This window comes from Acidithiobacillus acidisediminis, assembly GCF_023277115.1.
In the GTDB taxonomy this organism is placed as follows: Bacteria; Pseudomonadota; Gammaproteobacteria; order Acidithiobacillales; family Acidithiobacillaceae; genus Igneacidithiobacillus; species Igneacidithiobacillus acidisediminis.
This window is the reverse complement of the sequence record NZ_JALQCS010000001.1, coordinates 1,128,993-1,149,402: the sequence shown is the minus strand read 5'-3', so window position 1 is coordinate 1,149,402 and position 20,410 is coordinate 1,128,993. Positions and strand designations below refer to the sequence as shown.

23 protein-coding genes are annotated in these 20,410 nt (G+C 58.8%); 18 read left to right on the top strand and 5 right to left on the bottom strand.

All coding sequences use genetic code 11. From position 1 onward, the window contains the following. The first annotated feature begins 10 nt into the window (after positions 1 to 10). Both M5D89_RS05905 and M5D89_RS05900 read left to right on the top strand, forming a co-directional pair. The gene (locus M5D89_RS05905) at positions 11 to 1,096 is read left to right on the top strand and encodes an LLM class flavin-dependent oxidoreductase (protein WP_248884912.1); all 1,086 of its coding nucleotides are present in this window, start codon (positions 11 to 13) and stop codon (positions 1,094 to 1,096) included. Next, positions 1,093 to 2,034, top strand: coding sequence for an NAD-dependent epimerase/dehydratase family protein (locus tag M5D89_RS05900; protein WP_248884911.1), 942 nt, complete (start codon positions 1,093 to 1,095; stop codon positions 2,032 to 2,034). The genes M5D89_RS05905 and M5D89_RS05900 overlap by 4 nt, the downstream gene beginning before the upstream one ends. Here M5D89_RS05900 and M5D89_RS05895 read toward each other — a convergent pair. Continuing rightward, positions 1,983 to 2,888, bottom strand: coding sequence for a uracil-DNA glycosylase (locus tag M5D89_RS05895; protein WP_248884910.1), 906 nt, complete (start codon positions 2,886 to 2,888; stop codon positions 1,983 to 1,985). The genes M5D89_RS05900 and M5D89_RS05895 overlap by 52 nt on opposite strands. Before the next feature lie 162 nt (positions 2,889 to 3,050). Between M5D89_RS05895 and M5D89_RS05890 the strand changes: the two genes are divergently transcribed. From M5D89_RS05890 to recN, 3 genes are read left to right on the top strand one after another with little or no spacing between them, the layout of a single operon-like run. Next, a complete protein-coding gene (locus M5D89_RS05890) occupies positions 3,051 to 3,422 on the top strand; it encodes a superinfection immunity protein (protein ID WP_248884909.1) in 372 nt (123 codons plus the stop codon). Positions 3,423 to 3,445: 23 nt separating this feature from the next. After that, on the top strand, positions 3,446 to 4,321 hold the full coding sequence (locus M5D89_RS05885; RefSeq protein ID WP_248884908.1) for an NAD(+)/NADH kinase: 876 nt from the start codon (positions 3,446 to 3,448) through the stop codon (positions 4,319 to 4,321). Beyond that, positions 4,321 to 6,015 carry a DNA repair protein RecN gene (gene recN, locus M5D89_RS05880; RefSeq protein WP_248884907.1) on the top strand — a complete coding sequence of 565 codons (1,695 nt, stop codon included), beginning with the start codon at positions 4,321 to 4,323 and terminating at the stop codon, positions 6,013 to 6,015. The genes M5D89_RS05885 and recN overlap by 1 nt, the downstream gene beginning before the upstream one ends. On the opposite strand, the gene M5D89_RS05875 is transcribed toward recN, so the two are convergent. Then, positions 5,983 to 6,495, bottom strand: coding sequence for a hypothetical protein (locus tag M5D89_RS05875; RefSeq protein WP_248884906.1), 513 nt, complete (start codon positions 6,493 to 6,495; stop codon positions 5,983 to 5,985). The genes recN and M5D89_RS05875 overlap by 33 nt on opposite strands. A gap of 201 nt (positions 6,496 to 6,696) precedes the next feature. On the opposite strand from M5D89_RS05875, the gene M5D89_RS05870 reads away from it, so the two are divergent. From M5D89_RS05870 to M5D89_RS05840, 7 genes are all read left to right on the top strand, one after another. Beyond that, entirely contained in the window at positions 6,697 to 8,133 is a 1,437-nt protein-coding gene (locus M5D89_RS05870; RefSeq protein ID WP_248884905.1) for a sensor histidine kinase, read from the top strand. Next, the gene (locus tag M5D89_RS05865) at positions 8,133 to 8,615 is read left to right on the top strand and encodes a hypothetical protein (RefSeq protein WP_248884904.1); all 483 of its coding nucleotides are present in this window, start codon (positions 8,133 to 8,135) and stop codon (positions 8,613 to 8,615) included. The genes M5D89_RS05870 and M5D89_RS05865 overlap by 1 nt, the downstream gene beginning before the upstream one ends. Next, positions 8,612 to 10,018 (top strand): sigma-54-dependent transcriptional regulator, encoded by a 1,407-nt coding sequence (locus M5D89_RS05860; protein WP_248884903.1) that lies wholly within the window; start codon positions 8,612 to 8,614, stop codon positions 10,016 to 10,018. Before M5D89_RS05865 ends, M5D89_RS05860 begins: the two co-directional genes overlap by 4 nt. A gap of 64 nt (positions 10,019 to 10,082) precedes the next feature. Beyond that, the gene (locus M5D89_RS05855) at positions 10,083 to 10,739 is read left to right on the top strand and encodes a DUF502 domain-containing protein (protein WP_248884902.1); all 657 of its coding nucleotides are present in this window, start codon (positions 10,083 to 10,085) and stop codon (positions 10,737 to 10,739) included. A gap of 31 nt (positions 10,740 to 10,770) precedes the next feature. After that, complete coding sequence (galU, locus tag M5D89_RS05850) at positions 10,771 to 11,658, top strand: UTP--glucose-1-phosphate uridylyltransferase GalU (protein ID WP_248884901.1); 888 nt, start codon at positions 10,771 to 10,773, stop codon at positions 11,656 to 11,658. Between the two features lie 88 nt (positions 11,659 to 11,746). Further along, positions 11,747 to 12,082, top strand: a complete 336-nt coding sequence (locus M5D89_RS05845) for a DUF3579 domain-containing protein (protein WP_248884900.1) — start codon at positions 11,747 to 11,749, stop codon at positions 12,080 to 12,082. Continuing rightward, complete coding sequence (locus tag M5D89_RS05840) at positions 12,082 to 12,591, top strand: hypothetical protein (RefSeq protein ID WP_248884899.1); 510 nt, start codon at positions 12,082 to 12,084, stop codon at positions 12,589 to 12,591. Before M5D89_RS05845 ends, M5D89_RS05840 begins: the two co-directional genes overlap by 1 nt. Before the next feature lie 7 nt (positions 12,592 to 12,598). On the opposite strand, the gene M5D89_RS05835 is transcribed toward M5D89_RS05840, so the two are convergent. Continuing rightward, the gene (locus tag M5D89_RS05835; RefSeq protein ID WP_248884898.1) at positions 12,599 to 13,174 is read right to left on the bottom strand and encodes a 3-deoxy-D-manno-octulosonic acid transferase; all 576 of its coding nucleotides are present in this window, start codon (positions 13,172 to 13,174) and stop codon (positions 12,599 to 12,601) included. 67 nt (positions 13,175 to 13,241) lie between these two features. Here M5D89_RS05835 and glgA point away from each other — a divergent pair, with 67 nt between their 5' ends. The 6 genes from glgA (at position 13,242) to M5D89_RS05805 (ending at position 19,319) form a co-directional block, all read left to right on the top strand. Beyond that, on the top strand, positions 13,242 to 14,741 hold the full coding sequence (gene glgA / locus M5D89_RS05830; RefSeq protein ID WP_248884897.1) for a glycogen synthase GlgA: 1,500 nt from the start codon (positions 13,242 to 13,244) through the stop codon (positions 14,739 to 14,741). Positions 14,742 to 14,775: 34 nt separating this feature from the next. Next, positions 14,776 to 16,167, top strand: a complete 1,392-nt coding sequence (locus tag M5D89_RS05825) for an MBL fold metallo-hydrolase RNA specificity domain-containing protein (RefSeq protein WP_248884896.1) — start codon at positions 14,776 to 14,778, stop codon at positions 16,165 to 16,167. A 75-nt stretch (positions 16,168 to 16,242) separates the two neighbouring features. After that, on the top strand, positions 16,243 to 16,665 hold the full coding sequence (locus tag M5D89_RS05820) for a hypothetical protein (protein WP_248884895.1): 423 nt from the start codon (positions 16,243 to 16,245) through the stop codon (positions 16,663 to 16,665). A 31-nt stretch (positions 16,666 to 16,696) separates the two neighbouring features. Further along, positions 16,697 to 17,332 carry an endonuclease III gene (gene nth / locus M5D89_RS05815; RefSeq protein ID WP_248884894.1) on the top strand — a complete coding sequence of 212 codons (636 nt, stop codon included), beginning with the start codon at positions 16,697 to 16,699 and terminating at the stop codon, positions 17,330 to 17,332. After that, positions 17,325 to 18,356: a histidine kinase gene (locus M5D89_RS05810; RefSeq protein ID WP_248884893.1), complete on the top strand. Its 1,032-nt coding sequence runs from the start codon at positions 17,325 to 17,327 to the stop codon at positions 18,354 to 18,356. Before nth ends, M5D89_RS05810 begins: the two co-directional genes overlap by 8 nt. A gap of 57 nt (positions 18,357 to 18,413) precedes the next feature. Next, a complete protein-coding gene (locus M5D89_RS05805; protein WP_248884892.1) occupies positions 18,414 to 19,319 on the top strand; it encodes a L,D-transpeptidase family protein in 906 nt (301 codons plus the stop codon). A 56-nt stretch (positions 19,320 to 19,375) separates the two neighbouring features. Here the strand turns inward: M5D89_RS05805 and M5D89_RS05800 are convergent, their stop codons facing one another. Then, positions 19,376 to 19,681, bottom strand: coding sequence for an Lpp/OprI family alanine-zipper lipoprotein (locus M5D89_RS05800; RefSeq protein ID WP_248884891.1), 306 nt, complete (start codon positions 19,679 to 19,681; stop codon positions 19,376 to 19,378). Between the two features lie 510 nt (positions 19,682 to 20,191). After that, positions 20,192 to 20,404, bottom strand: a complete 213-nt coding sequence (locus tag M5D89_RS05795) for a hypothetical protein (protein ID WP_248884890.1) — start codon at positions 20,402 to 20,404, stop codon at positions 20,192 to 20,194. Positions 20,405 to 20,410: the final 6 nt, after the last annotated feature.

The window sequence follows — 20,410 nt, the reverse complement described above, 5'->3', positions numbered from 1 at the left end:
CTCCCGAATCATGCAGGTGGATCTCTTCTACGAATTGGCGGTACCCGCCCACCTTCCTCGTAGCGAGGCGCAAGTATACCACGAAACCCTGGATGAACTCGCTCTGGCGGACGAGCTCGGCTTTCATGGTGCCTGGCTGGTGGAACATCATTTCATGCGGGAATACTCCCATTCCAGTGCACCGGAACTGTTTCTTGCCGCAGCCAGCCAGCGCACTCAGCGCCTGCGCCTCGGCCACGCAGTGATCGCTCTCCCTTATAACCATGCGGTGCGGGTTGCCGAGCGCGTTGCCGTGCTGGACCTGCTAAGCAATGGCCGCCTGGACGTGGGCATCGGTCGCGGTTTTTCACCACGGGAATACCAGATCTTCGGCGCCGAGATGGCCGACAGTCGTCTGCATCTGCAGGAGGGATTGGCGATTTTGCGCGCTGCCGGGTCGGGGCCCGTCCAGCATCAAGGTACCCTCTACCAGCTCGATGACATCGACATCCTGCCCAAACCCGTGCAACGACCACACCCGCCGCTCTGGGTTGCTGCAGTCAGCCCACAAACCTTTCGCTGGGCCGCGCAAGAAGGTATTGGCGTCTTGAGCGGGCCCTTCAAACCCTGGTTCCTGATCAAACAGGATCTGAAGGCCTATCGGCGCGCTGTTCGGGAAAGCCCACAGGCCCAGAGCTCGAGCTTCAATCCGCGTTTCGCCATGACCATTGGCTGCCTCTGCCTGGAAGATGCCGCCGAGGCCCGTCATCTGGCCGAGGGATTCACCTGGTACTACCAGCGCCTGCTGGACCAGACCCGACCGGTACTGGCGCAACTTCGTGAAAGCTACGAATACTACCATCGCCTCGCTTTTCTTGAGCCCTTGCTGCGCCGCGGACTCAGTCTGCGCCTCCTGGAGAGCATGGGCATGGTGGTGGTCGGCAACCCAGAGCAATGCCGCAAAGGCCTGGCGCGCTATGCCCGCGCCGGGGTGGATCGTCTCCTCTTGGCAGTAGGCGCGGGTATGGTTTCCTCTGTCGTCACCCGGCGTTCGCTACAACTCTTGGCCGAGGAGGTCTTGCCCAGCTTGGCAGAGCATCGCGCCGACGCAGCATGAGCCGCGTCTTGCTCACGGGCGCTGCCGGGCATACTGCCAGCGTTGTGCTGCCCAAACTCCTCGCCCATCCATCGGCACCAGAGGTCCTTGCCTTCGATCGCGTGACCGGCACCACGCAACATCCACGTCTGCATTGGCGACAGGGCGATCTACGGGACTGCAATTGGGGCGAGTTACTGGCCGGTGTCGACAGCGTCATTCACCTTGCCTTTGTCGTACTCAGCCCACGATTGGGTCCAGAAAGACGCTGGCGCCAGGAGATGGCGGCGATCAATCGCCACGGTACGCAACGTCTCCTGGTTGCGGCCGCGCACGCTCAGGTCAAGACCTTTGTCTATAGCAGCAGCGTTGCCGCGTATGGGGCCTGGCCAGACAATCCAAGGGTGATCCGAGAGGAGCAACCGCTGCGTCCTCCGCCAGGCTTTGCCTACGCCGAAGACAAGGCGGCAGTGGAACGGCTGATGCAGCAATTTGCGACGGCTAACCCAAGGATGCATCTGAGCCGATTACGGCTACACGCCATTGTCGGGTCACAAGCCCAACCTTTGGTCAATGCCATTGCCTGCGCCCCCTGGGGACTGCGGTTGCGCGATCCCGATCTGCTGATCCAATGTCTGCACGAGGACGATGCAGCCACGGCGATACTGACAGCTTGGGAGAAGCGCGCCACTGGCAGCTTCAATATTGCTGCGGATGACCCCATACCCTGGTCACAGATTCCGCGCCGAAGACAACTCCCGATTAGCCCGCGGCAAATCCATTGGCTACACCAGCGCCTGCGTCCCTTCACCCGGCGATTGGGTGACCCTGGCTGGCTTCTTGGCCTCGAATACCCTTTGCTGGTGGACTGCAGCCGGGCAAAGGAAGAGCTTGCTTGGCAGCCGCGCTACTCCGTGGCCGAGGCGCTGGCCTCTCTACCCTGCGGCAAATCGGCATAAGTTTGCAGGGCAAGCTTCAGATCCTCCCACACCTTGCGTTTTTCGATGGGATTGCGCAGGAGATAAGCGGGATGGTAGGTCACAATCAGCGGAATCGAATCATAGCGTTGGACGGTACCACGCAGATTCGCCAAGGGCTCCGCGTTCTGTAACAGGCTTTGTGCGGCGAAACGCCCCAGAGCAACAATGATCCGTGGCTGCAACAAGGCGATCTGCCGTTGCAAAAAAGGGAGGCAGGCGTGCACCTCGGGTCCCAGCGGATCACGATTCTGCGGCGGACGGCATTTCAGTACATTGGCGATGTAGACCTGCTCTTGCCGGCTGAGGCCCATAGCCCCCAACATGGCGTCGAGCAACTGTCCCCCACGCCCCACAAAGGCCTCGCCGCGGCGGTCTTCTTCCGCCCCAGGCGCCTCTCCGACGAAGAGCCACGGGCCGGGGCGCGTCCCCGCCCCGACAACGGCATGCTGACGACTTTCGCCCAAACTACAGGCTCGACAGGCGTGAATACTGGCCTCGAGCAGAGGCCAGTCCATGCGCGAAATGCGTTCCGCTCGCTCCTGCTGTGACGATTCGCCGGGGGATGGTGGCACCAGAATTTCAGATGAGGATTTACCTTTCGTTAGATCGTTATGCCGGGAGGGCTCCTCCGCCAGTGGCGCCTCCGCCGAGAGCACTGGGATGTCTGCCATGAAATCTACCGACGATAGATCTGCGCTGCGCTTCCTGGTCGCTGCTGCCTCTTTCTGCTGCAGGGTGGCGGGCAAGGCCCGAGTCGCGAGTCCCTCCGGGACAGGCACATCCAGGAGCTGCAGATAGGCAATCTGTGCGGGGGTAAGAATTTTGTTGGCCATTGTCCGATGATAGTCGCTCTGGGGATTCCGAAGAAGGCCCCCGGATGTCCTCCGGTCTGCACCCCAAGATCCGGGAATCCCTGCCCATTGCGTGTGTCGTTCTGCTGTGTCGCCGGATCCCTCCGCTTGTGAAATAATCAAGGCATGTGGCGTGGAGGACATATGGACCACCTATTCTTCGGATCCATGATGATGATTGCGGTAATCGCCGCAATCACCGTAGGCGTGGCCATTTATTTCATTCCTAGTGTCATCGCCTATTCTCGTTCCGCGCGTAATTTTCTGGCCATCTTCTTGCTGAACCTGTTTTTGGGTTGGAGTCTCTTGGGCTGGCTGGGCTCGCTCATCTGGGCGCTGCTTGATGAAAAAAGAGGGTCCCAGCAAGGGTCCGTTGCGCCGTCCGCCCCGGTAGCGGCTCCCCTGCCGAGCCCACCGACGACGGCGACTACTGTGGTAGCCTATTGCTCCCGTTGTGGTCAGACCGTCGCTCCCGATGATCGCTACTGCGCGCATTGCGGCCATGGGTTACCATAGCAGCACACACCAAGAGGAACCCCATGGCGTCTTTCGCGCGCATCTTTTTGCTGGGAAAATATCGCGATAGTGGGGTGGTTCCCGCCCTGCGCCAGCTGGCCACTCAGCTGCAGCACTGGGGCTGCGATCTACGAGTCGACGTCCGCCATCAGCAGGATTTTCTCGAGACTCCCGCCTTTTGTTCCCTGGATGAAGCATTGCCGGGTGATCTGGTAATCACTCTGGGGGGTGACGGCACACTGCTCAGCACGGCGCGGGAGCTTGCGGGGCGCAACGTACCCATCCTGGGCATTAATATGGGACGTCTCGGGTTCCTGGCGGACATCTCTTTGCAGGACATCATCAAGACGCTCCCGCCCATTCTCCAGGGTGCCTACGTGGAGGATCGACGCAGCGTTCTGCACGCCGAGCTGTGGCGCGAGGGAAGCTTGGTCGGTGCCGGCCTGGCATTGAACGAGGTCTTCGTCCACAAGGGCTGCGGCGAGAGCATGATTGAACTCGGCGTACAACTGGATGGCCGCCAACTGTATACCGAGCGAGCAGATGGCCTGATCCTTTCCACTCCCACGGGTTCCACCGCTTACGCCCTCTCCGCTGGCGGCCCGATTCTTACGCCCGAGCTACGCGCCTTACTGCTCGTCCCGATCTGCCCCCACACCTTGAGCACGCGACCAATCGTACTTCCGGATCACTTACCGCTGCGTTTCAAATTGATCACTGCCCGTTACCCCGCTGCCCTCAGTCTCGATAGCCACAGCTCCTTTCCCATGGTTACGGGCGACGAAATCCATGTGCATCGCGCCGATTGCGAGGCGCTGTTCATTCATCCTCAGGAACAGGACTTCTTTGCCATACTCCGTGGCAAACTGCATTGGGCCGAACCCCCCGGCGAGGATTGATGTTACTAGACCTACAGATACGGGACTTTGCGCTGATTCGTCAGCTCGACATTGCGTTTCATGAAGGGCTCACCGTGCTTACCGGAGAAACCGGTGCGGGGAAATCCATCCTCATCGATGCGATTTCCTTGCTCATGGGGGATAAGGGCACGCCACAGATGGTGCGGCATGGTGCCGAGCAGGCAGAAATCATAGGCATCTTTGCAGGGACGGTTCAAACAGAGCAGTGGCTGAACAAACAAGGTTTCGAGATGGAGGAGCAGATCATTGTTCGTCGCCTTCTCCCACTCCAGGGGCGCAGTCGCCTCTTCCTGAATGGTCGCGCCATCAGCAGTCAGCAGGCGCGCGAGCTGGGCACGCTATTACTCGACATCCTTGGCCAGCATGCCCACCTGCAGTTGCTCAAACCCGAGCGGCAGCTCGCCCTTCTCGACCGCTTTGCCAACAGTGGAGAACAGCTTGCTGTCGTAGGGCAGCATTGGCGTGCTTGGCGGGAGGCACGGCAGGATTGGGAGCAGCGCCGTAGTGCACAAGCCGACCACGCCGCGCAGCGCGAGTGGCGGGAATTTCTCCACCAGGAATTGCAACGTGTCGCTCTGCGTCCGGGAGAATGGGAAGAACTGCAAGAGGAAGAGCGTCGCCTTGCGGCGGTTGAACAGATTCGTGCGGGGGTGGACACCGCCCTCGTAGCTTTGGATGAAGAAGGCGGTGCTTTGCTGCGTCTGGGGGAGGCACAGCGAGGCGTTGGCCAAGCAGCACAGAAGGATCCTCAGCTAACGAACAGCATGGAGCTCCTCCAAGCCGCGGAAATCCAGATGAGCGAGGCGATCGAAGAACTACGCAACTATCTGCACCATTTGGAGGCAGAACCAGAACGCCTTGCGCAAGTCGCGCGCCGTCTGCAGGAACTACAGGATCTGCAACGCAAACATCGCACCGACATGGACGGCCTCCTCGCCTTGCAGGCGCAACTGGCAGCAGAATTTGGCTCGGACCGTGGCGCCGGAGATCCCCTGGCCGCCGCCGCTGAACTCCTGCGTCATTGTCTGGCGCAATATCAGCAGCAGGCCGAAATCCTTAGTAGGGCACGCCAAGACGCAGCTCCGCGATTGGCTGCAGCCGTGCAGGAACAGGTACGCGCCCTGGGTATGCAACATGCAATCGTCGAACTACGCCTGCGTACCCAGGCGGAGGAAAGGCACTGGTCAAGCAGCGGATGGGATCACCTGGAAATCTGGATCTCCGTGAATCCAGGGCATCCGGCGCAGCCTTTGACCATGGTGGCCTCCGGCGGTGAACTGGCGCGCATCAGCCTCGCCCTGCAAGTGTTGCTCAAGCTCGATGAGGTCGAGACCTTGATCTTTGACGAGGTCGATGTGGGCGTCGGCGGTGCGGTAGCCGAGCGCATCGGCAAGCTCTTGCGCCAATTGGGCAAAACCCATCAGGTCTTGTGCGTAACCCACTTGCCCCAGGTCGCGGCGCAAGGACACCAGCATCTGCATGTGGAAAAAATCGTGCGTGATGGGCAGACCGAAAGCCAACTACGCCTCCTACCCCCAGACGAGCGGACGAACGAGATTGCCCGCATGTTGGGAGGAAGCGAAATCGATGCCCGGCTGCGTAGCGCGGCACGCAAGCTCCTCGACGATGCCGCCCACAGCTCAGGCAGCGCGGCGAGCACGCAGAAGCGCTAAGTCGATCACCTTTTCCGCAGTAGCAGGGAAAGCCCATAGACGCTGTCGCTCTGCCCCGTGCTGCGCGACCAGCTTGCTGCCCTCCGCATCGCCGCGCCAGCGCCCAGTTCGATCCCGCACACTCCCCAGGAAAAGGTAATTCCCCAGTGCGTAGCCCCAGAAACCAAAGCCCATCGGCAGGATCTGGAGCCCATGCCGGCCAAAGCGACGTGGTGCCAAGGCAGACAGATCATCCTCTGGCACAAGACTGTCAGCCTCTGGCAAAAGCAGATGTAGACGCTCCCGTGCCTCTTGCAAGGCGGGGTCCGAGTGCGTCTGCAGAATCAACACTCGACCTGGTTCCGCGACGACAGCTAAAGCCGTATCCAAATCCTCTTCCAAGGTCTCCTGATGGAAATCGAGCAACAGCAGCTCGCCCTCACGGGAAATCAATGCATAGCGGTGAGGATATCCCGGTTTCTGAAGAACCAATAAATGCATGGCAGAGCTCCTGGCGTGTATCAGAATATTCGTTTTTTCTAATGCAATCGACATGCCAAAAGCGCGGGGCTCGCCAAATCGGCAGCTTAGCCCTCCGAACGTCGCGCCCACCGTGGTCAAATGGCTACAGTAGCGAAAATGCCGCGACGCGATAGACTGTCAGGCATGCGACCTTTTGCAGCCATCCATGACATCCGTCGGATGTCTAGCCCCTTCCCATCGGCAGCGATTGACGATGGTAACCTGCCGCGCGGTTCCTTGCTGCGGCGAGTGCTCTGGTTCGCACTCCTCATCGTCATCGGGGTGACGGCAATCAGTATTTTTGCGCTCCACGCGGTACATACCCTGCAGAAAAGTAGTGACACCCTGCTCCAAGTAGCCATTCCGCTACAACGGGATGCGCTGCAGATCAGCGCGTTGCAGCAGCAAGCCGAATTTTATGAACGTTTGGCCGAGGTATTGCCACAACAAGGGTATCGAGAAGCCGCCCTGCATCTGCTGCAGCAGGAGCTCAGTCAGCTCAATCGTCTGCAACCAAAACTGGGACCGTATCCCCAGATCGAGGCCGATGTTCGCGCTGTGCAAGGGCAACTACAGGCACTTCTGCAAGCCAGCCCGAAACCGCTCCAGCCGCAGCAGGGCGTGCTCGATACCCAACTGGACAAGCTGAACGACGACTTACAACAGCTCTTTCAACACGAAGCGAAGCAGGTCGAGATCGCTCGACAACAGGCTACCTGGCTCATGTTGGCCTTGGTCTTACTGAGCGCAATCCTTGCCGCACTGGTAAGCTGGCGCGTAAAGGTCAGTCTCACCCGTCCCATGCTGGCCATACGCGCGGCCTTGGACGACATCGCTGCCGGGAAAAGCGCCTTGGTTGCCGAAAGGGGACCACCAGAATTGCGCGCCATGGCGAAGAGCATTTCCCTGATGCAGGAGCGCCTGGAGGAAGAGGAAAAATCACGTCACGTCTTTCTCAGTCAGATTTCCCATGAGCTAAAGACCCCACTGGCCTCCGCCCGTTCCGGCGCAGATCTGCTCCTCAGTGAACGATTTGGAACGCTGGATCAGCGCCAAAAGGAAATCCTCGAAATCATTACCCGGCAAATGCAGGAGCTGTTCCTCGCCATTCAGGAAATGCTCGATCTGCATGCCTTGCGTGCACGCAACCTCGATTGTCATATAGAGGCGCTTGATCCCGATGCCTTGTTACGAGAATTTGAACTACGCTTTCGCAGTTACCTGGCGCAGAAAAACCAGCAGCTCGAGATCCGCTGCCACACGCAGCGAAAAGTACGGGCCGACCCGCAGCGCCTCCTCCAGATTTTCAGCAATCTGGTTACCAATGCCTGCAAGTATGCGCCAGGAGCAGGGCCCATTCAGATTTCTGTCGAGGATGGCACAAACGGCGTACACTTTTCCGTGCGCGACTATGGCAAGGGGATTCCCGAGCCATTGCTGGAAAGGGTATTCGAGGAATTTTTTCAGGTGCAGGAAAAGGGCTACCTGAGCAAGGGTACGGGCCTGGGCCTGCCCATCGCACGCGAACTGGTCGAGGCGCAAGGGGGCAAAATTTTTGTACGCAACAGCAACCCTGGCCTAGTGGCAGAATTCTGGCTGCCTTATGGTGATACCTGATGCTCAGACGCCATGCGCTCTATCTCCTCTGTTTCAGTCTGTTGCTAAGCGGGTGTGTACAGCGTTTGCCCGCAACGCAGCCCCGCAAGGCACAACCCTTATTGCAGGCCCTCGCTGACTGCGGTGCGGCAGGCTCACTCGCCTGCGGGAAGATTCACCTGGCCTTGGCGCGTCAGTATCTAGAGCAACCCATCCTGACGCGCACGAGCGTTGCGGCGGCAAATTCCGAGTTGAATCTGGCAGCGCAAAATCCGGCGTTGGCCACGCAAATCGAACCCTGGCGCAGATTGACCGCCTCCTGGCTCAAGCTCGCGGCACGCCCATCCTCTCCAAACGGACAGCATAGCGCCAGTACCGCTACACTCCGGGCACAACTACAGCAGCTAAAGGCGGAAAATGCAGCACACCAGGAGAAGCTTGCGCAGCTGAACTCCCTCTTGCACTCCGAAGCCAAAAAAAGTCTGGGAGAGAAAGCACCATGAGGGAAGAGCCGCCCTTGGCCACGATCTACGTGGTAGATGATGATCCAGATTTTTTGCGCGTCCTGGGATTATGGCTGGAAAGCGAGGGGCATCAGGTGCAAAGCTTTGCTCACCCAGCAGCCCTTTTGGAGCAGCTTGAAATCAGCCTGCCGGATTTGCTGATTACCGACCTGCGCATGCCAGAGATTGACGGGATGGAACTCCTCGAGCGGGTTCGGGAGCTGGATCCAGAACTACCGGTTTTGCTGCTGACCGCGCACGGTAGCATCCCCAATGCTGTTGCCGCCATGCGCGCCAATGCCTTCGGCTACCTTGCCAAGCCGTTTCGGCATGAGGAATTGCAGGAGCTGGTGCAGGCAGCCCTGGAGCAATGGCAAAGCAAGCAGGAAAGCCGACAGCTGCGGGAAACACTGCGGCAGCAAGCAAGCCGCTCTCTTCTCTATCGAAGTCGCGCCATGGCTGCGCTGATGGACGATGTGGCACGCGTTGCCGCGACCCCAGCCAGTATCTTTCTATCTGGCGAGAGCGGCGCCGGCAAAGAGCGCGTAGCACGCGCCATCCATGCGGCCAGCTTACGCAAGGACGGGCCATTTATGGCGATCAACTGTGGCGCGATTGCCGCCGATGTCGCCGAAAGTGAGCTCTTCGGTCATGTAAAGGGGTCCTTCACCGGGGCGATCTCTGACCACCCCGGTTTGTTACGGAGCGCGCACGGCGGAACCCTCTTTCTCGATGAAGTGGCGGACCTGCCGCTTCCTCTCCAGGTCAAATTGCTGCGGGTGCTGCAGGAGGCCAAGGTACGTCCGGTGGGCGGACGCGAGGAATACCCGGTCGACCTAAGGATCATCAGCGCTACCCATCAGGACATTCACGCCCTCCTCGCGGCAGGGCAATTCCGCGAAGATCTCTACTATCGCTTGCACGTCATTCCCCTTCGGGTACCCAGCCTCGCGGAAAGACCCGAGGATATCCTGCTCCTCGCACAGCATTTCCTCGACCGCGAAGCAGCCCGCCTGGGTCGAGATATTCAGGGTTTTACCTCCGAAGCCCTGGACAAACTGTTGCAACGCGCCTGGCCGGGCAATGTGCGCGAGCTGGAAAATGCCGTTATTCAAGCCATTGCATTAAGCACCACGGACTGGATTTCCGCCGCGAGCATCCCCGGTACCGGACGCGCTGCGACCCCTCCCACTTTCGCACAACTGCAGGATGCGAAGGCCAATTTTGAGCGTGATTATTTGCAACAGTTACTGCGCAGTACGGCTGGCAACATCTCTCGTGCCGCGAGGATTGCCGGGCGTCATCGCACTGATTTGTACAAACTGATGCGCAAACATCAGTTGCGCCCGGAGGACTTCAAGGGGGATGAGGAAAGCCGAGGCATCGCCGAGGGTGATCTTTAGGGGCGGTCGCGCGTATACTTCTTTCTATGTTGCTGACTGAGGCCACATCAACGCTATGCTGCCAATGCCCAAACCGAAGCTGACCCCGCAGCGGCACTGGCACCCTCGCCGCTGGTTCATTCAGGGTCTGCTCATCTCCTTGCCCATTGGTCTTACCATCTATGTCGTGTTGATGGTTGGCGGCTGGGTGGATAGCATCTTTGCCGCCCCTATTCAGGCCATCTTTGGCATGGACATCCCGGGACTCGGGATTGTCTTGACCTTGCTTTGTATCTTTGCGGTTGGGTTTCTCGCCTCCCATGTGCTTACCGCATGGATCTTTGAGCGCCTGAACGCGCTGCTGGAACGGATTCCCGTCCTGCACAGCATCTACAGCACCATACAGGAAACCGTCGAACTCCTTTTCGGTGGAAAAGAGCGGGGGTTTCGCAGCGCCGTGCTACTGCGTCAGGAAGGCGACATGGGCTATCTGGTGGGCCTGATCACTCGGGATCATCTGCCGGAACTGCCGACAATTGCGGGCGAGGACTGTGTCGCGGTATTCATTCCGATGAGCTATGGCGTTGGTGGGTTTACCTGTGTAGTGCCGCGCAGCAAGATCATTCCGCTGCCTGACCTCAGCCCACAGCAAGCGCTCCGCTTTGCCATGGCGGGGGGGGTTGGCAGCGGTCGCGCGAGCCGCGAAAAATCCCTTAACCCAGGCCACTCAGAGCTCGGGTAACTAATTTCTCAACCAATGGGAGTGCAGAAACATGGATCGTGTACGTAAGGCGGTCTTTCCAGTAGCGGGCCTGGGCACGCGATTTCTACCTGCCACCAAGGCCAGCCCCAAAGAAATGTTACCGGTAGTCGATAAGCCGCTGATCCAGTATGCGGTAGAAGAAGCGATTGCTGCCGGCTGTGATCAGATGATCTTCATCACCGGACGTGGCAAACGCGCCATTGCCGACCACTTCGACGTTTCCTATGAGCTCGAGGTCGAGCTGGAGAAGAAGGGCAAAAACGCACTGCTTGAGCAGGTTCGCGCCATTGTTCCCAGCAATGTCAGCATCATTCACCTGCGTCAGCCCTATCCTCTGGGGCTGGGTCATGCCGTCTCCATGGCGCGTCCAGTGGTGGGGGACGAGCCCTTTGCCGTGCTGTTGGCTGACGATCTCATGCTGGCCGATCAACCGGTGCTGGCACAGATGGTGGAACAGCATGACCGGTACCAGGCTGGCATCCTCGGGGTCGAGGAAATCCCTTATGAACACAGTACCCGCTATGGTGTAGTCGAAGCCCGCGCCTGGGACGAGCAGATCTACCAGGTCAGTCGTATCGTGGAGAAGCCCAAACCGGAGGAGGCGCCATCGAATCTCGGTGTCGTCGGGCGCTATATCTTGCCGGCGCGGATCTTCCACTTTCTCGAAAATACTGCGACCGGGGCGGGCGGTGAGATCCAGCTCACCGATGGCATCGCCAAACTGCTCAGCGAGCGTCAGGTCCTGGCCTATCGCTTCAGCGGCCAGCGCTTCGATTGTGGAGACAAACTGGGATATTTGCAGGCGACGGTGAATTTTGCCCTGTGCCACCCAGAAATTGGCACGGCCTTCGCGCAGTACCTCAGCAGCTACGGCAAAGGGCCGGACGGCGAGGATTGAGATCCTCGGAATCCATGTCCGTGCTCGTCTTTTCCGCTCCGGCAGCTCTTGGGTTATGCTATGGCGCGCTGAAGAGAAAGGGGGCGCCATGATCATCATCGAGGGAGTCAATGACCAGGGTGGCAAGTTCCGCCCCTCGGCTTGGGCACAGATGCTCATCGAGGGTGTGGGGCTCGCCCACTTTGGCAGTGACCACAAGATCCACTATTTGCCGATGATCGAGCCAGCCACCATCAATGGCAATGCCGCGATCATCATGGATGAGGCCTTGGAGCAGCTCCGTCCAGAGGCATACAAGGAAATTCTCCATTTTGCCAAGGAAAATCGCCTGATGATTCATTACGAGCTGGGCACCTTGGCCGAGCGCCGCGCTGCTGAAAATGCCGCCAAGCGCGAGAAGAACGATTCCCGGCGCCCGGTCTGATGATACCCGGCATCGTCGCTCGCCGTCGCTTCGCACTATTGCTCTTCGCCATCATTGGCCTCTATGGGCTCTTTGCCGCGGTGCTGAGCTGGAAGGTCATTCGGGCTCAGGACAGCGTACGGAACAACCTCAGCCTTGCGCTGCGCGCCATGGATTTTCTGCATCAACGGCAGATGGAGCTGCAAGCGGATCCCGCCATCCGTGGAGATACCCGCTCGGCCTGGGCAAACTACCGCGCCCTCTGGGTAGGCAGCAATGCAGAACGGTGGAGCCAAGCCTTATTGCGCGAGTGGAACCGCGCTGCCGTAGCGCCCGCCTGTGGGGCTGGGGGTCCGGCTTTTCTCTTCGGTGCGGCGCCCAGCAATGCCAGCGCGCGGGCCTGCCACGTCTACCTGCAAGTCAAAGATGGTCGCATTCAGGTGACCGGCTACGATACCCAGGGCGCGGCGATGGACAATTTTTATGAGTCGTTGTATCCGTTTCAGGTCGACAGCAACCCAACCCGTTAAGCAAGCACTATAGGGCACGGCCTTGGGCGCGCCACCAGCTTTGTGCCTTGGCAGCCACCTCGCGGGCGCTTGCCGGATCCTTGAGCCAATCGCGTGCCTGCTCGACCATCTCTTCACTGGTTTTGGCATACCGCGCTGCGCCTGCCTCCAAAAGACCGCGCCGCTCTGCGGTATCGGGCATCCTCGGCCCGAGAAGCAGGGGACAACCGGCCCGGATGGGGCTTTCTAAATCTACCGCGCCCCCCATCAACGTACCTCCGGGAACACAAAAATCTGCGCAGGCGTAAAATGCATCGCGCATTGCAATCGTCTCGACAAAATACACCCGAGTCTTGATCGGAACGTAGCTGGTGAACAAACGACTGTGGCGGATCGTCTGCAAATGGTATTTGAGGGCGTCACGATAGACCGGCTCGAAGCGCTCTTCGCGATCGGGAGCGAGGATCATGATCCCCATCTGCACGCGCATCAGCGCAAGAAAGGTACTGTAGGCCTCCGGCTCTTCCTCGTTGTGCGTGTTGGGGAAGTACACGACACAACGATTTCTCTCACGAAACTCCTTGAAGCGCTCACAGACTTCCATTGCCATCTTCTCCGCAGTCGAGCATGGGTTTCCGGCATACTACGGCAGGCATCGGGAACTTTCAAAATTGGCGCGCGTCGCCGGTGGTGTTATTTTTACCACAATTTTTGTGGTCCAGGAGCGCAACGTGCGGGTTCTCTTTCTTGCGTCGGAAATGTCTCCCTACTCGAAGACCGGGGGGCTCGGCGACGTTATCGGTGCTCTTCCGGGACAGTTGCGAGCGCTCGGCATCGAAACCTGGGTCTTGCAGCCCTACTACGGCAAACCGGAACTGCAGCAATTGCAATATCTCGGCAGCTTCACGCCACCCTATACCGACCGTCAGGGTGAGCTGTGGAGTTTGCGGGGTGAGCCGCAGACCCTATTTCTGCGGGAGCCGGGCTTCTATGAGCGGGGCGGCATCTATCAGGATGTTTATGGTCAGGATTGGCCCGACAATGCCATGCGCTATGCCTACCTCAACCGCATGGGCGTCGAGCTGGCACAGGGGCGGATCAGCTTTTTGCCAGGTCGGATGGATCTGCTGCACGCTCACGACTGGCAGGCTGCTCTCGCGCCGTACTTATTGGCACTGGAAGGTCGCATCGGTGCGCCGCGACCAGCAACCTTGCTCAGTATCCACAATTTGGCCTATCAAGGGCGTTTCCCACCCACCCTCCTGGGTTCCTTGCACCTGCCCGCGGCCGACTTCCATCCGGAGGGTACCGAACTCTATGGCAGCTTCTCCTTCCTCAAGGCCGGTCTCGTTTATGCCGATGCGCTGAGCACGGTGAGCCCGCGCTACGCGCAGGAAATTCAGACGGAAGCCTTTGGCATGGGACTCACCGGCCTACTGCAAGCACGTAGTGGCGTATTGACCGGCATTCTCAACGGGATTGATGATCGGCGCTGGAATCCTGCCGCCGATCCCTATCTGATCGCCCACTATGACGCAGAAAATCTTGGCGGTAAGGCGCGCTGCAAAAGTGCATTGCAGAGCCAACTCGGCCTTTATCCAGATTCAGACGTATTTTTGTTGGGGGTAATCAGCCGATTGGTGGATCAGAAAGGTACGGATCTGATCCTGCAACTCCTCCCGGAACTCCTACGGGAACGCATCCAGGTCGTCCTGCTCGGCAGTGGGGAGATACACTATCAAGACGAAGCGAGGCGACTGGCCCATGCACATCCAGGCCAGTTTGCTGTCCACATCGGCTTTGATGAAGGACTGGCGCACCGGATCGAAGCCGGTATCGATGCCTTTCTCATGCCATCGCGTTTTGAGCCCTGCGGCCTCAACCAGATGTTCAGCCTACGCTATGGGAGTCCACCTATTGTGCACGCGACCGGCGGGTTGACCGACACCGTGCGCGACGTTGACCAGGATGCGCGCAGGGGCAATGGCTTCGTCTTTGCACCTGCCGAACTTGGCGCCCTGCGTGATGCTGTATACCGTGCCCTGCGTCATTTTCAGCACCGCGGGCATTGGCAGGAGCTGCAACGTCGCGGTATCACCGGCGACTATGGCTGGCAGCGCGCAGCGCAGGAATATGCGGCCCTTTACAGACAACTCCAGCCGAGCGCATGATCAAAATATACGACAACAACGAGGAGTACGGATCATGGAAATATCCTTTCACGGCGCGGCGGGGGGCGTCACGGGTTCCTGCCATCACCTACAAATAGGCGCCCGCCAAATCTTGGTCGATTGCGGTATTTTTCAAGGGGAAGGGGATATCGGCAAGGAAAATGCTGCGGATTTCGGATTCGATCCCGCCGCCATAGACTTCCTGCTCCTCACCCACGCCCACTTGGATCACTGTGGCCGTATCCCCCTTCTCGTCAATCGGGGCTTTCGCGGCGAAATCCTGTGCACTTCCGCCACCCGCGATCTCGCGCGACTGGTCATGCTGGACTCCGCCGGTCTAGCTGCGGAAGAGGCAAAACGCGCCAATCGCCGGGGCGCCCGGCACGGCGAGGCAGAGCAAGTTCCTTTATACGAGATGCAGGATGTCCTCGATGCGATGGATCACTTTGGACGCCTCGCCCAGTACGATAAGGAGATCGAGCTCTGCCCAGGCATCCGGGTCCGCTTTGGCGATGCCGGACACATCCTCGGTTCTGCCTGGGTCTTTATCGATGCGGAAGAAAATGGCAAGCACCAGCGCTTCGTCTTTTCCGGCGATCTTGGCAATGTCGGCAAGCCGATCATCCGTAGCCCCAGCCCCGCGCCGATGGCAGATGTCGTGGTGATGGAGTGCACCTATGGTGATCGACTGCACAAGGCCATGCAGCCCTCCATCGGAGAACTGCGTGACGCCATTCTGGATACGCTACAACGTGGTGGGAATGCCATCATCCCCACTTTCGCCCTGGAACGGGCCCAAGACCTGCTCTATTTCCTGCGCGAGATGACCGAAGCCGGAGAACTTCCCAAACAATTGCCGGTGTTTCTCGACTCCCCCATGGCAATCTCTGCGACGGAGATCTTTCGCCGCCATCCGGAGTGTTTCAACGACAGTACGGGGCAGATTTTGCATCATGGCACGGATCCCTTTGCCCTACCCAATCTCCACTTCACCCGTGAGACCGCAGAATCCATGCAGATCAACCAGATTCATGGGGGAGCGGTGATCATGGCGGGCTCGGGCATGGCCAGTGGCGGGCGCGTCACCCACCATCTCAAGCACAATCTGTGGCGGGCCGACAGCAGTGTCATCTTCGTTGGTTACGCCGCCCAGGGGACCCTGGCGCGACGCATCATCGACGGCGCCAAGACGGTGCATATCTTCGGCGAAGAAATTCAGGTGCGCGCCAAGATCCATACCATTGGTGGCTTTTCCGCCCATGCCGACCACGACGAATTATTGCACTGGTATGGGGCGGAACAACGCCCCAGACACACGTTTTTGGTCCATGGCGAGGACAATGGCCGCGAGGGTATCGCCAAAATCCTGCGCGAGCGCGACTTGCCTTATCACTGCCCGGTCATTGGAGATCATTATTCCCTCTAAAAAAACCTTGACTATCCGACAAAGGGTCTTCGCGTCTATACTGGCGCAGTTTTTCCTCGCACACAGGAGCAGTCCATGGCAGGTCATTTTCCGTTCTCCGGCAAAGCCAACCGCGTTTCCGTCTATGCCTTTTTCGAGGCGCATGACTGGAGTCTGGAGGCGCAAGAAAAATACTTTGAAGCGTGGTACGAATGGACCAAGAACTACGTTCTTAACGATCCCGATCTGAAAGCCAGCAAGGGGGTGTTGTTCACCGGTGAACATTTCCACTTCGGCACCCATGCAGATCATGATTTCCATCTGCATGGCTATGCCATCGCCACCCGACTGCTGGATCTCGGCGAATTCATCAAAGGCGCGATCTTCCCCAAAATGGACCATGATGCCCTGCATGCCCTGGAGGAGGAACATCACGAGTGGGTGAAGGCAGCCGACGCTGTCTGTGCTCAACACCCTCGCCCTGAGGCCCCAGAAATCGGCCGCTACCGGCACGTCTGATGGCGGTCGTCCCGCTCACGCGGGATTTTCCATGGACCAGGAGACGATCGAGCGTTGCTTTTCTGCCTTGCGGGCAGCGATTCCCGAGCCACGCACAGAATTGCACTACAATTCCCCTTTTCAACTCCTGGTCGCCGTCGTCCTCTCGGCGCAGAGCACGGATCGAACCGTAAATCTCTGTACCGCAAGTCTCTTTTCGGCGGCACCCGATGCCCAAAGCCTGTGGGACCTGGGCGAAGAAAAAATTCGCGAACATATTCGTCATCTTGGGCTTTTCAACACCAAGGCGCGGAACGTCCATGCCTTGGCGGGAATTCTGTTGCGCGAGTATGGGGGGGAGGTTCCGCACGATCGGGCAGCATTGGAATCATTACCCGGGGTAGGCCGCAAGACGGCAAATGTCGTTCTCAATACAATTTTTGCCGAGCCAACCATTGCCGTCGATACCCACATCTTTCGCGTCGCCAACCGAACCGGCATTGCTCCTGGGAAGACCCCCCGCGCGGTCGAGGATCGCCTCGTGCAGGTCGTACCGGAAACATACCTACAGGATGCGCACCATTTGCTGATTCTGCATGGGCGCTATACCTGTACCGCGCGCCGGCCGCACTGTACCGATTGTGTCTTGCGACATTGCTGCACCTGGCCGGAAAAGACCATTGCCTGAAGCCTTGGCTTGGTCCGGCTTTGCGACAGGAAATCGGACTGCAGAACAACTTCTCGATGCGGCGCTATCACAGGCCCAGAAAAAGGCGGCGGGCAGACCGATCAGTGCTGCGCTGATTGCCTTCAGTCCGGCGCAGCTACCGGCACCATCAGCGGCGCTGGAACGGCTGGCACTGCGTCTGTCTTGCGTGCAGATTTGTGCAGGCTCTTTCCCGGGGATCCTCAGTGACGCCGGTCATTGTCTCGGCCAGCCAGGCTGTGCCGTCCTCCTACTGAGCCCACCGAGCGGACTGGGCAGGCGCGGGGTCGCTGAGCTGCTTTGGACCATACCGCGCCTCCTGGAAGATGGGGAGCTGCACAGCGCTAGCGCGGACCTCGGGAGCGTCGCGGTCAATAATTCCTGGTTCTGGCAGTACCGGAAAAGCGTTCCCTTCCTGCGCAGCACCTTTCTCGGCCCGCTACAACATCGCCAATTCTGTTCGTCCGGAATCAGCCCTTTGACTCCCCTGTTCCCGCACTATCGTCAAGAAGGGGCCCTGCTGTTGCAACTGGAGCGCTACTCTGCGCTTCCTCTCCTCGCACGCCATATCCCTTTCGCTTTGCGTGAATTCCGTCGCCTCCCCCTGGACCGCCTCTTGATTGGTGAGGAGGATGCCAAGAACGGTCGACGCTATCTGCAGATCGTCGCCACCGACGTCAACCGCAGCGGTTTATGGCTCGAACGTCCACTGCACCCAGCAGCACAGATCTTTCTCGCCTGGCGCAATCCCGAGGCGGCCCGACGTGATACCAGAGCGCTACTGGCAGACGCGGATGAACCTGCCTTCGCCTGGATCAGCAGCTCGGTCGGGCGTGGCGATGGCTTTTTCGCGCCAGCCGAAAGCGATTGGTTTTTGTGGAAAGAACAGTTTCCCCGCTGTCCCGTTCTGGGTAGTTATGGCCAGGCGGAAGTCTCTCATGGGACAGGAAAGGCTCACCTAAACCGCTTCAGCACCGTCTTTGATCTGTTCTATCAGCAATCGTGAACTGCGCTTTGTACCAGCACCTGATGATGGCAAACTACCGATCATGCTGGAGGAAAAATGCGACTGGGTGGGTGCTTATTACTTCTGCTGGTTGGCTACGCGGGTCTTGCGCGTGCGGTTATCTATCCCCTGCCGACGGGCAGCAATACTCTCGTCGGCGTCATCCGTTACACTACCGCCAATCGCGAAGATACCCTGGCAGAGATCGCGCGGAACAATGATATCGGTTATGACGCCCTGCGTCTTGCCAATCCTCACGTAGATGCTTGGTTGCCGCAGGCTGGCGCTAGCGTACTCTTGCCCAGCGAGTACATCTTGCCGGACGCACGCCGACAGGGCATCGTCATCAATCTTCCCGCCATGCGCCTCTTTTACTATCCTCCAAACGGCAAAGAGGTACAGACTTTCCCGATTGGCGTTGGCCGCGAGGGTTGGAATACGCCTGTGGGGAGCACGCAGATTGTCGCCAAAGTACCCAATCCCACCTGGACACCGCCGGCGAGCGTGCGCGCAGAGCACGCGGAAGCGGGTGATCCCCTACCCGCTGTGGTAGCGGCGGGCCCCGATAATCCCCTCGGACAGTATGCACTACGATTGGCTTGGCCGGGATATCTGATCCACGGAACCAATAAGCCCTTTGGCGTGGGGATGCGCGTCAGCCACGGCTGCATTCGCCTATTGCCACAAGATATCAAAGTCTTGTTTGCGCAGGTGCATCCAGGCACTCGGGTCCAGGTTGTCGACCAACCCTGGTTGTGGGGACATCGAGATGGGCACTACTATTTGCAAGTGTTCCCGGCGCTCCAGCCCAACGGCGCGGCTCAGCTGACCAAATTTCATACCTGGTTGGAGAAGACGGTCCCGGCGGGCTTACAGGTGTCTTGGGAACAGGCTGCAAAGATCTACGAAACGGCTGATGGCGTGCCTACCCTGGTCGCCATCGCTTCGCCGAATCCGGGATAAGACATGAAAAAACCCCGCGTTGGCGGGGTTACTTTGCTTTTCCGCAGGGGAAAGCCTTACTTCATCATCGCCTTCTTGAACATCCGCTCCACCTTCTCATTGGCCTCTTCAGCCTTCTGGTTGGCGGCATTGGCGGTGCTCATCGCCTGGTCAGCGGTGCTCTGCGCGGCATTCGCCTTGCTCAGGGCATCATTGGCAGTATTCTGAGCGGCATTGGCCTTGGCCAGGGCCTCGTTGGCGGTAGACTGTGCCGCATCTGCCTTGGCAGAAACCTTGGCCAAATCAGAATTGGTGGCACAACCAGCCAGACCTAATGGCAGAATCAGGGCAGCAACTTTCAACGTGGTGGTCAGCTTGCTCATAACGGTCTCCTCATTTCGGGTGGAATAACGAGCAAAAATAAATCCAAAACACCGGCGCCTGGACTGCCCCCGCGCGCGTCCTTACGGACCCACAGAGCCTGCCAAGACATTCCGTGCCGACATTTTATGCGAAAAATGTCACAAAGCTCAACTAAGTACGGAATCATCTCACGACAAAGCCTTCACTTGATACCGAGTCGTGCGCGAGAATCCTATAAGCCAATGATAATCCTGATGCCTTGCTCTAGTTTTGGGCATAATCTCTGCAAGTTTTTCGCCGCTGGGCGTCCTATAGATTCCCCTGCTGGTCTGTCGGATGAGGGTGTGGTGGAGCGTCTTCTGGTCATCGGCCATTACCACGGCGCACGAGAATAACTCAGGAACTCACCATCAGGACTCCGAATAGGTAGATACAGCTTGTACACGGTGATAAGCGTCGCTTAGTGGGCACATCTTTCGCCACTGACCGCTAAGCGTATTGCGGTCCTCTCGTTCGGATATGGCTTGCATTTAGATGCCCGCCATCAGGGAGGTCCAGTGCCAGCAGGCCCCGCACAAAACTCCTTGAATCAGCGAGCAACCCATGGTACCGCAGAGCGGCTTTGCCCCAGTGCTGTAATCCTCAAAAAACTCCGTCATCACCAGACTCAGCTGAAATTGGATGCGGTTCATAGCCATGCTGTACCCTTCACGCTGAGGCGCTTCCCATGTAGTGTAGCCCATGTCACT

Coding starts and splice junctions, on each gene's coding strand:
- M5D89_RS05840 (WP_248884899.1), top strand. CDS start 12,082: ATGATACCCGGCATCGTCGCTCGCCGTCGCTTCGCACTATTGCTCTTC.
- M5D89_RS05855 (WP_248884902.1), top strand. CDS start 10,083: ATGCCCAAACCGAAGCTGACCCCGCAGCGGCACTGGCACCCTCGCCGC.
- M5D89_RS05820 (WP_248884895.1), top strand. CDS start 16,243: ATGGCAGGTCATTTTCCGTTCTCCGGCAAAGCCAACCGCGTTTCCGTC.
- M5D89_RS05875 (WP_248884906.1), bottom strand. CDS start 6,495: ATGCATTTATTGGTTCTTCAGAAACCGGGATATCCTCACCGCTATGCA.
- galU (WP_248884901.1), top strand. CDS start 10,771: ATGGATCGTGTACGTAAGGCGGTCTTTCCAGTAGCGGGCCTGGGCACG.
- M5D89_RS05870 (WP_248884905.1), top strand. CDS start 6,697: ATGTCTAGCCCCTTCCCATCGGCAGCGATTGACGATGGTAACCTGCCG.
- M5D89_RS05800 (WP_248884891.1), bottom strand. CDS start 19,681: ATGAGCAAGCTGACCACCACGTTGAAAGTTGCTGCCCTGATTCTGCCA.
- M5D89_RS05885 (WP_248884908.1), top strand. CDS start 3,446: ATGGCGTCTTTCGCGCGCATCTTTTTGCTGGGAAAATATCGCGATAGT.
- M5D89_RS05905 (WP_248884912.1), top strand. CDS start 11: ATGCAGGTGGATCTCTTCTACGAATTGGCGGTACCCGCCCACCTTCCT.
- M5D89_RS05900 (WP_248884911.1), top strand. CDS start 1,093: ATGAGCCGCGTCTTGCTCACGGGCGCTGCCGGGCATACTGCCAGCGTT.
- recN (WP_248884907.1), top strand. CDS start 4,321: ATGTTACTAGACCTACAGATACGGGACTTTGCGCTGATTCGTCAGCTC.
- M5D89_RS05860 (WP_248884903.1), top strand. CDS start 8,612: ATGAGGGAAGAGCCGCCCTTGGCCACGATCTACGTGGTAGATGATGAT.
- M5D89_RS05890 (WP_248884909.1), top strand. CDS start 3,051: ATGGACCACCTATTCTTCGGATCCATGATGATGATTGCGGTAATCGCC.
- M5D89_RS05795 (WP_248884890.1), bottom strand. CDS start 20,404: ATGGGCTACACTACATGGGAAGCGCCTCAGCGTGAAGGGTACAGCATG.
- M5D89_RS05805 (WP_248884892.1), top strand. CDS start 18,414: ATGCGACTGGGTGGGTGCTTATTACTTCTGCTGGTTGGCTACGCGGGT.
- M5D89_RS05845 (WP_248884900.1), top strand. CDS start 11,747: ATGATCATCATCGAGGGAGTCAATGACCAGGGTGGCAAGTTCCGCCCC.
- nth (WP_248884894.1), top strand. CDS start 16,697: ATGGACCAGGAGACGATCGAGCGTTGCTTTTCTGCCTTGCGGGCAGCG.
- M5D89_RS05825 (WP_248884896.1), top strand. CDS start 14,776: ATGGAAATATCCTTTCACGGCGCGGCGGGGGGCGTCACGGGTTCCTGC.
- M5D89_RS05835 (WP_248884898.1), bottom strand. CDS start 13,174: ATGGAAGTCTGTGAGCGCTTCAAGGAGTTTCGTGAGAGAAATCGTTGT.
- M5D89_RS05895 (WP_248884910.1), bottom strand. CDS start 2,888: ATGGCCAACAAAATTCTTACCCCCGCACAGATTGCCTATCTGCAGCTC.
- M5D89_RS05865 (WP_248884904.1), top strand. CDS start 8,133: ATGCTCAGACGCCATGCGCTCTATCTCCTCTGTTTCAGTCTGTTGCTA.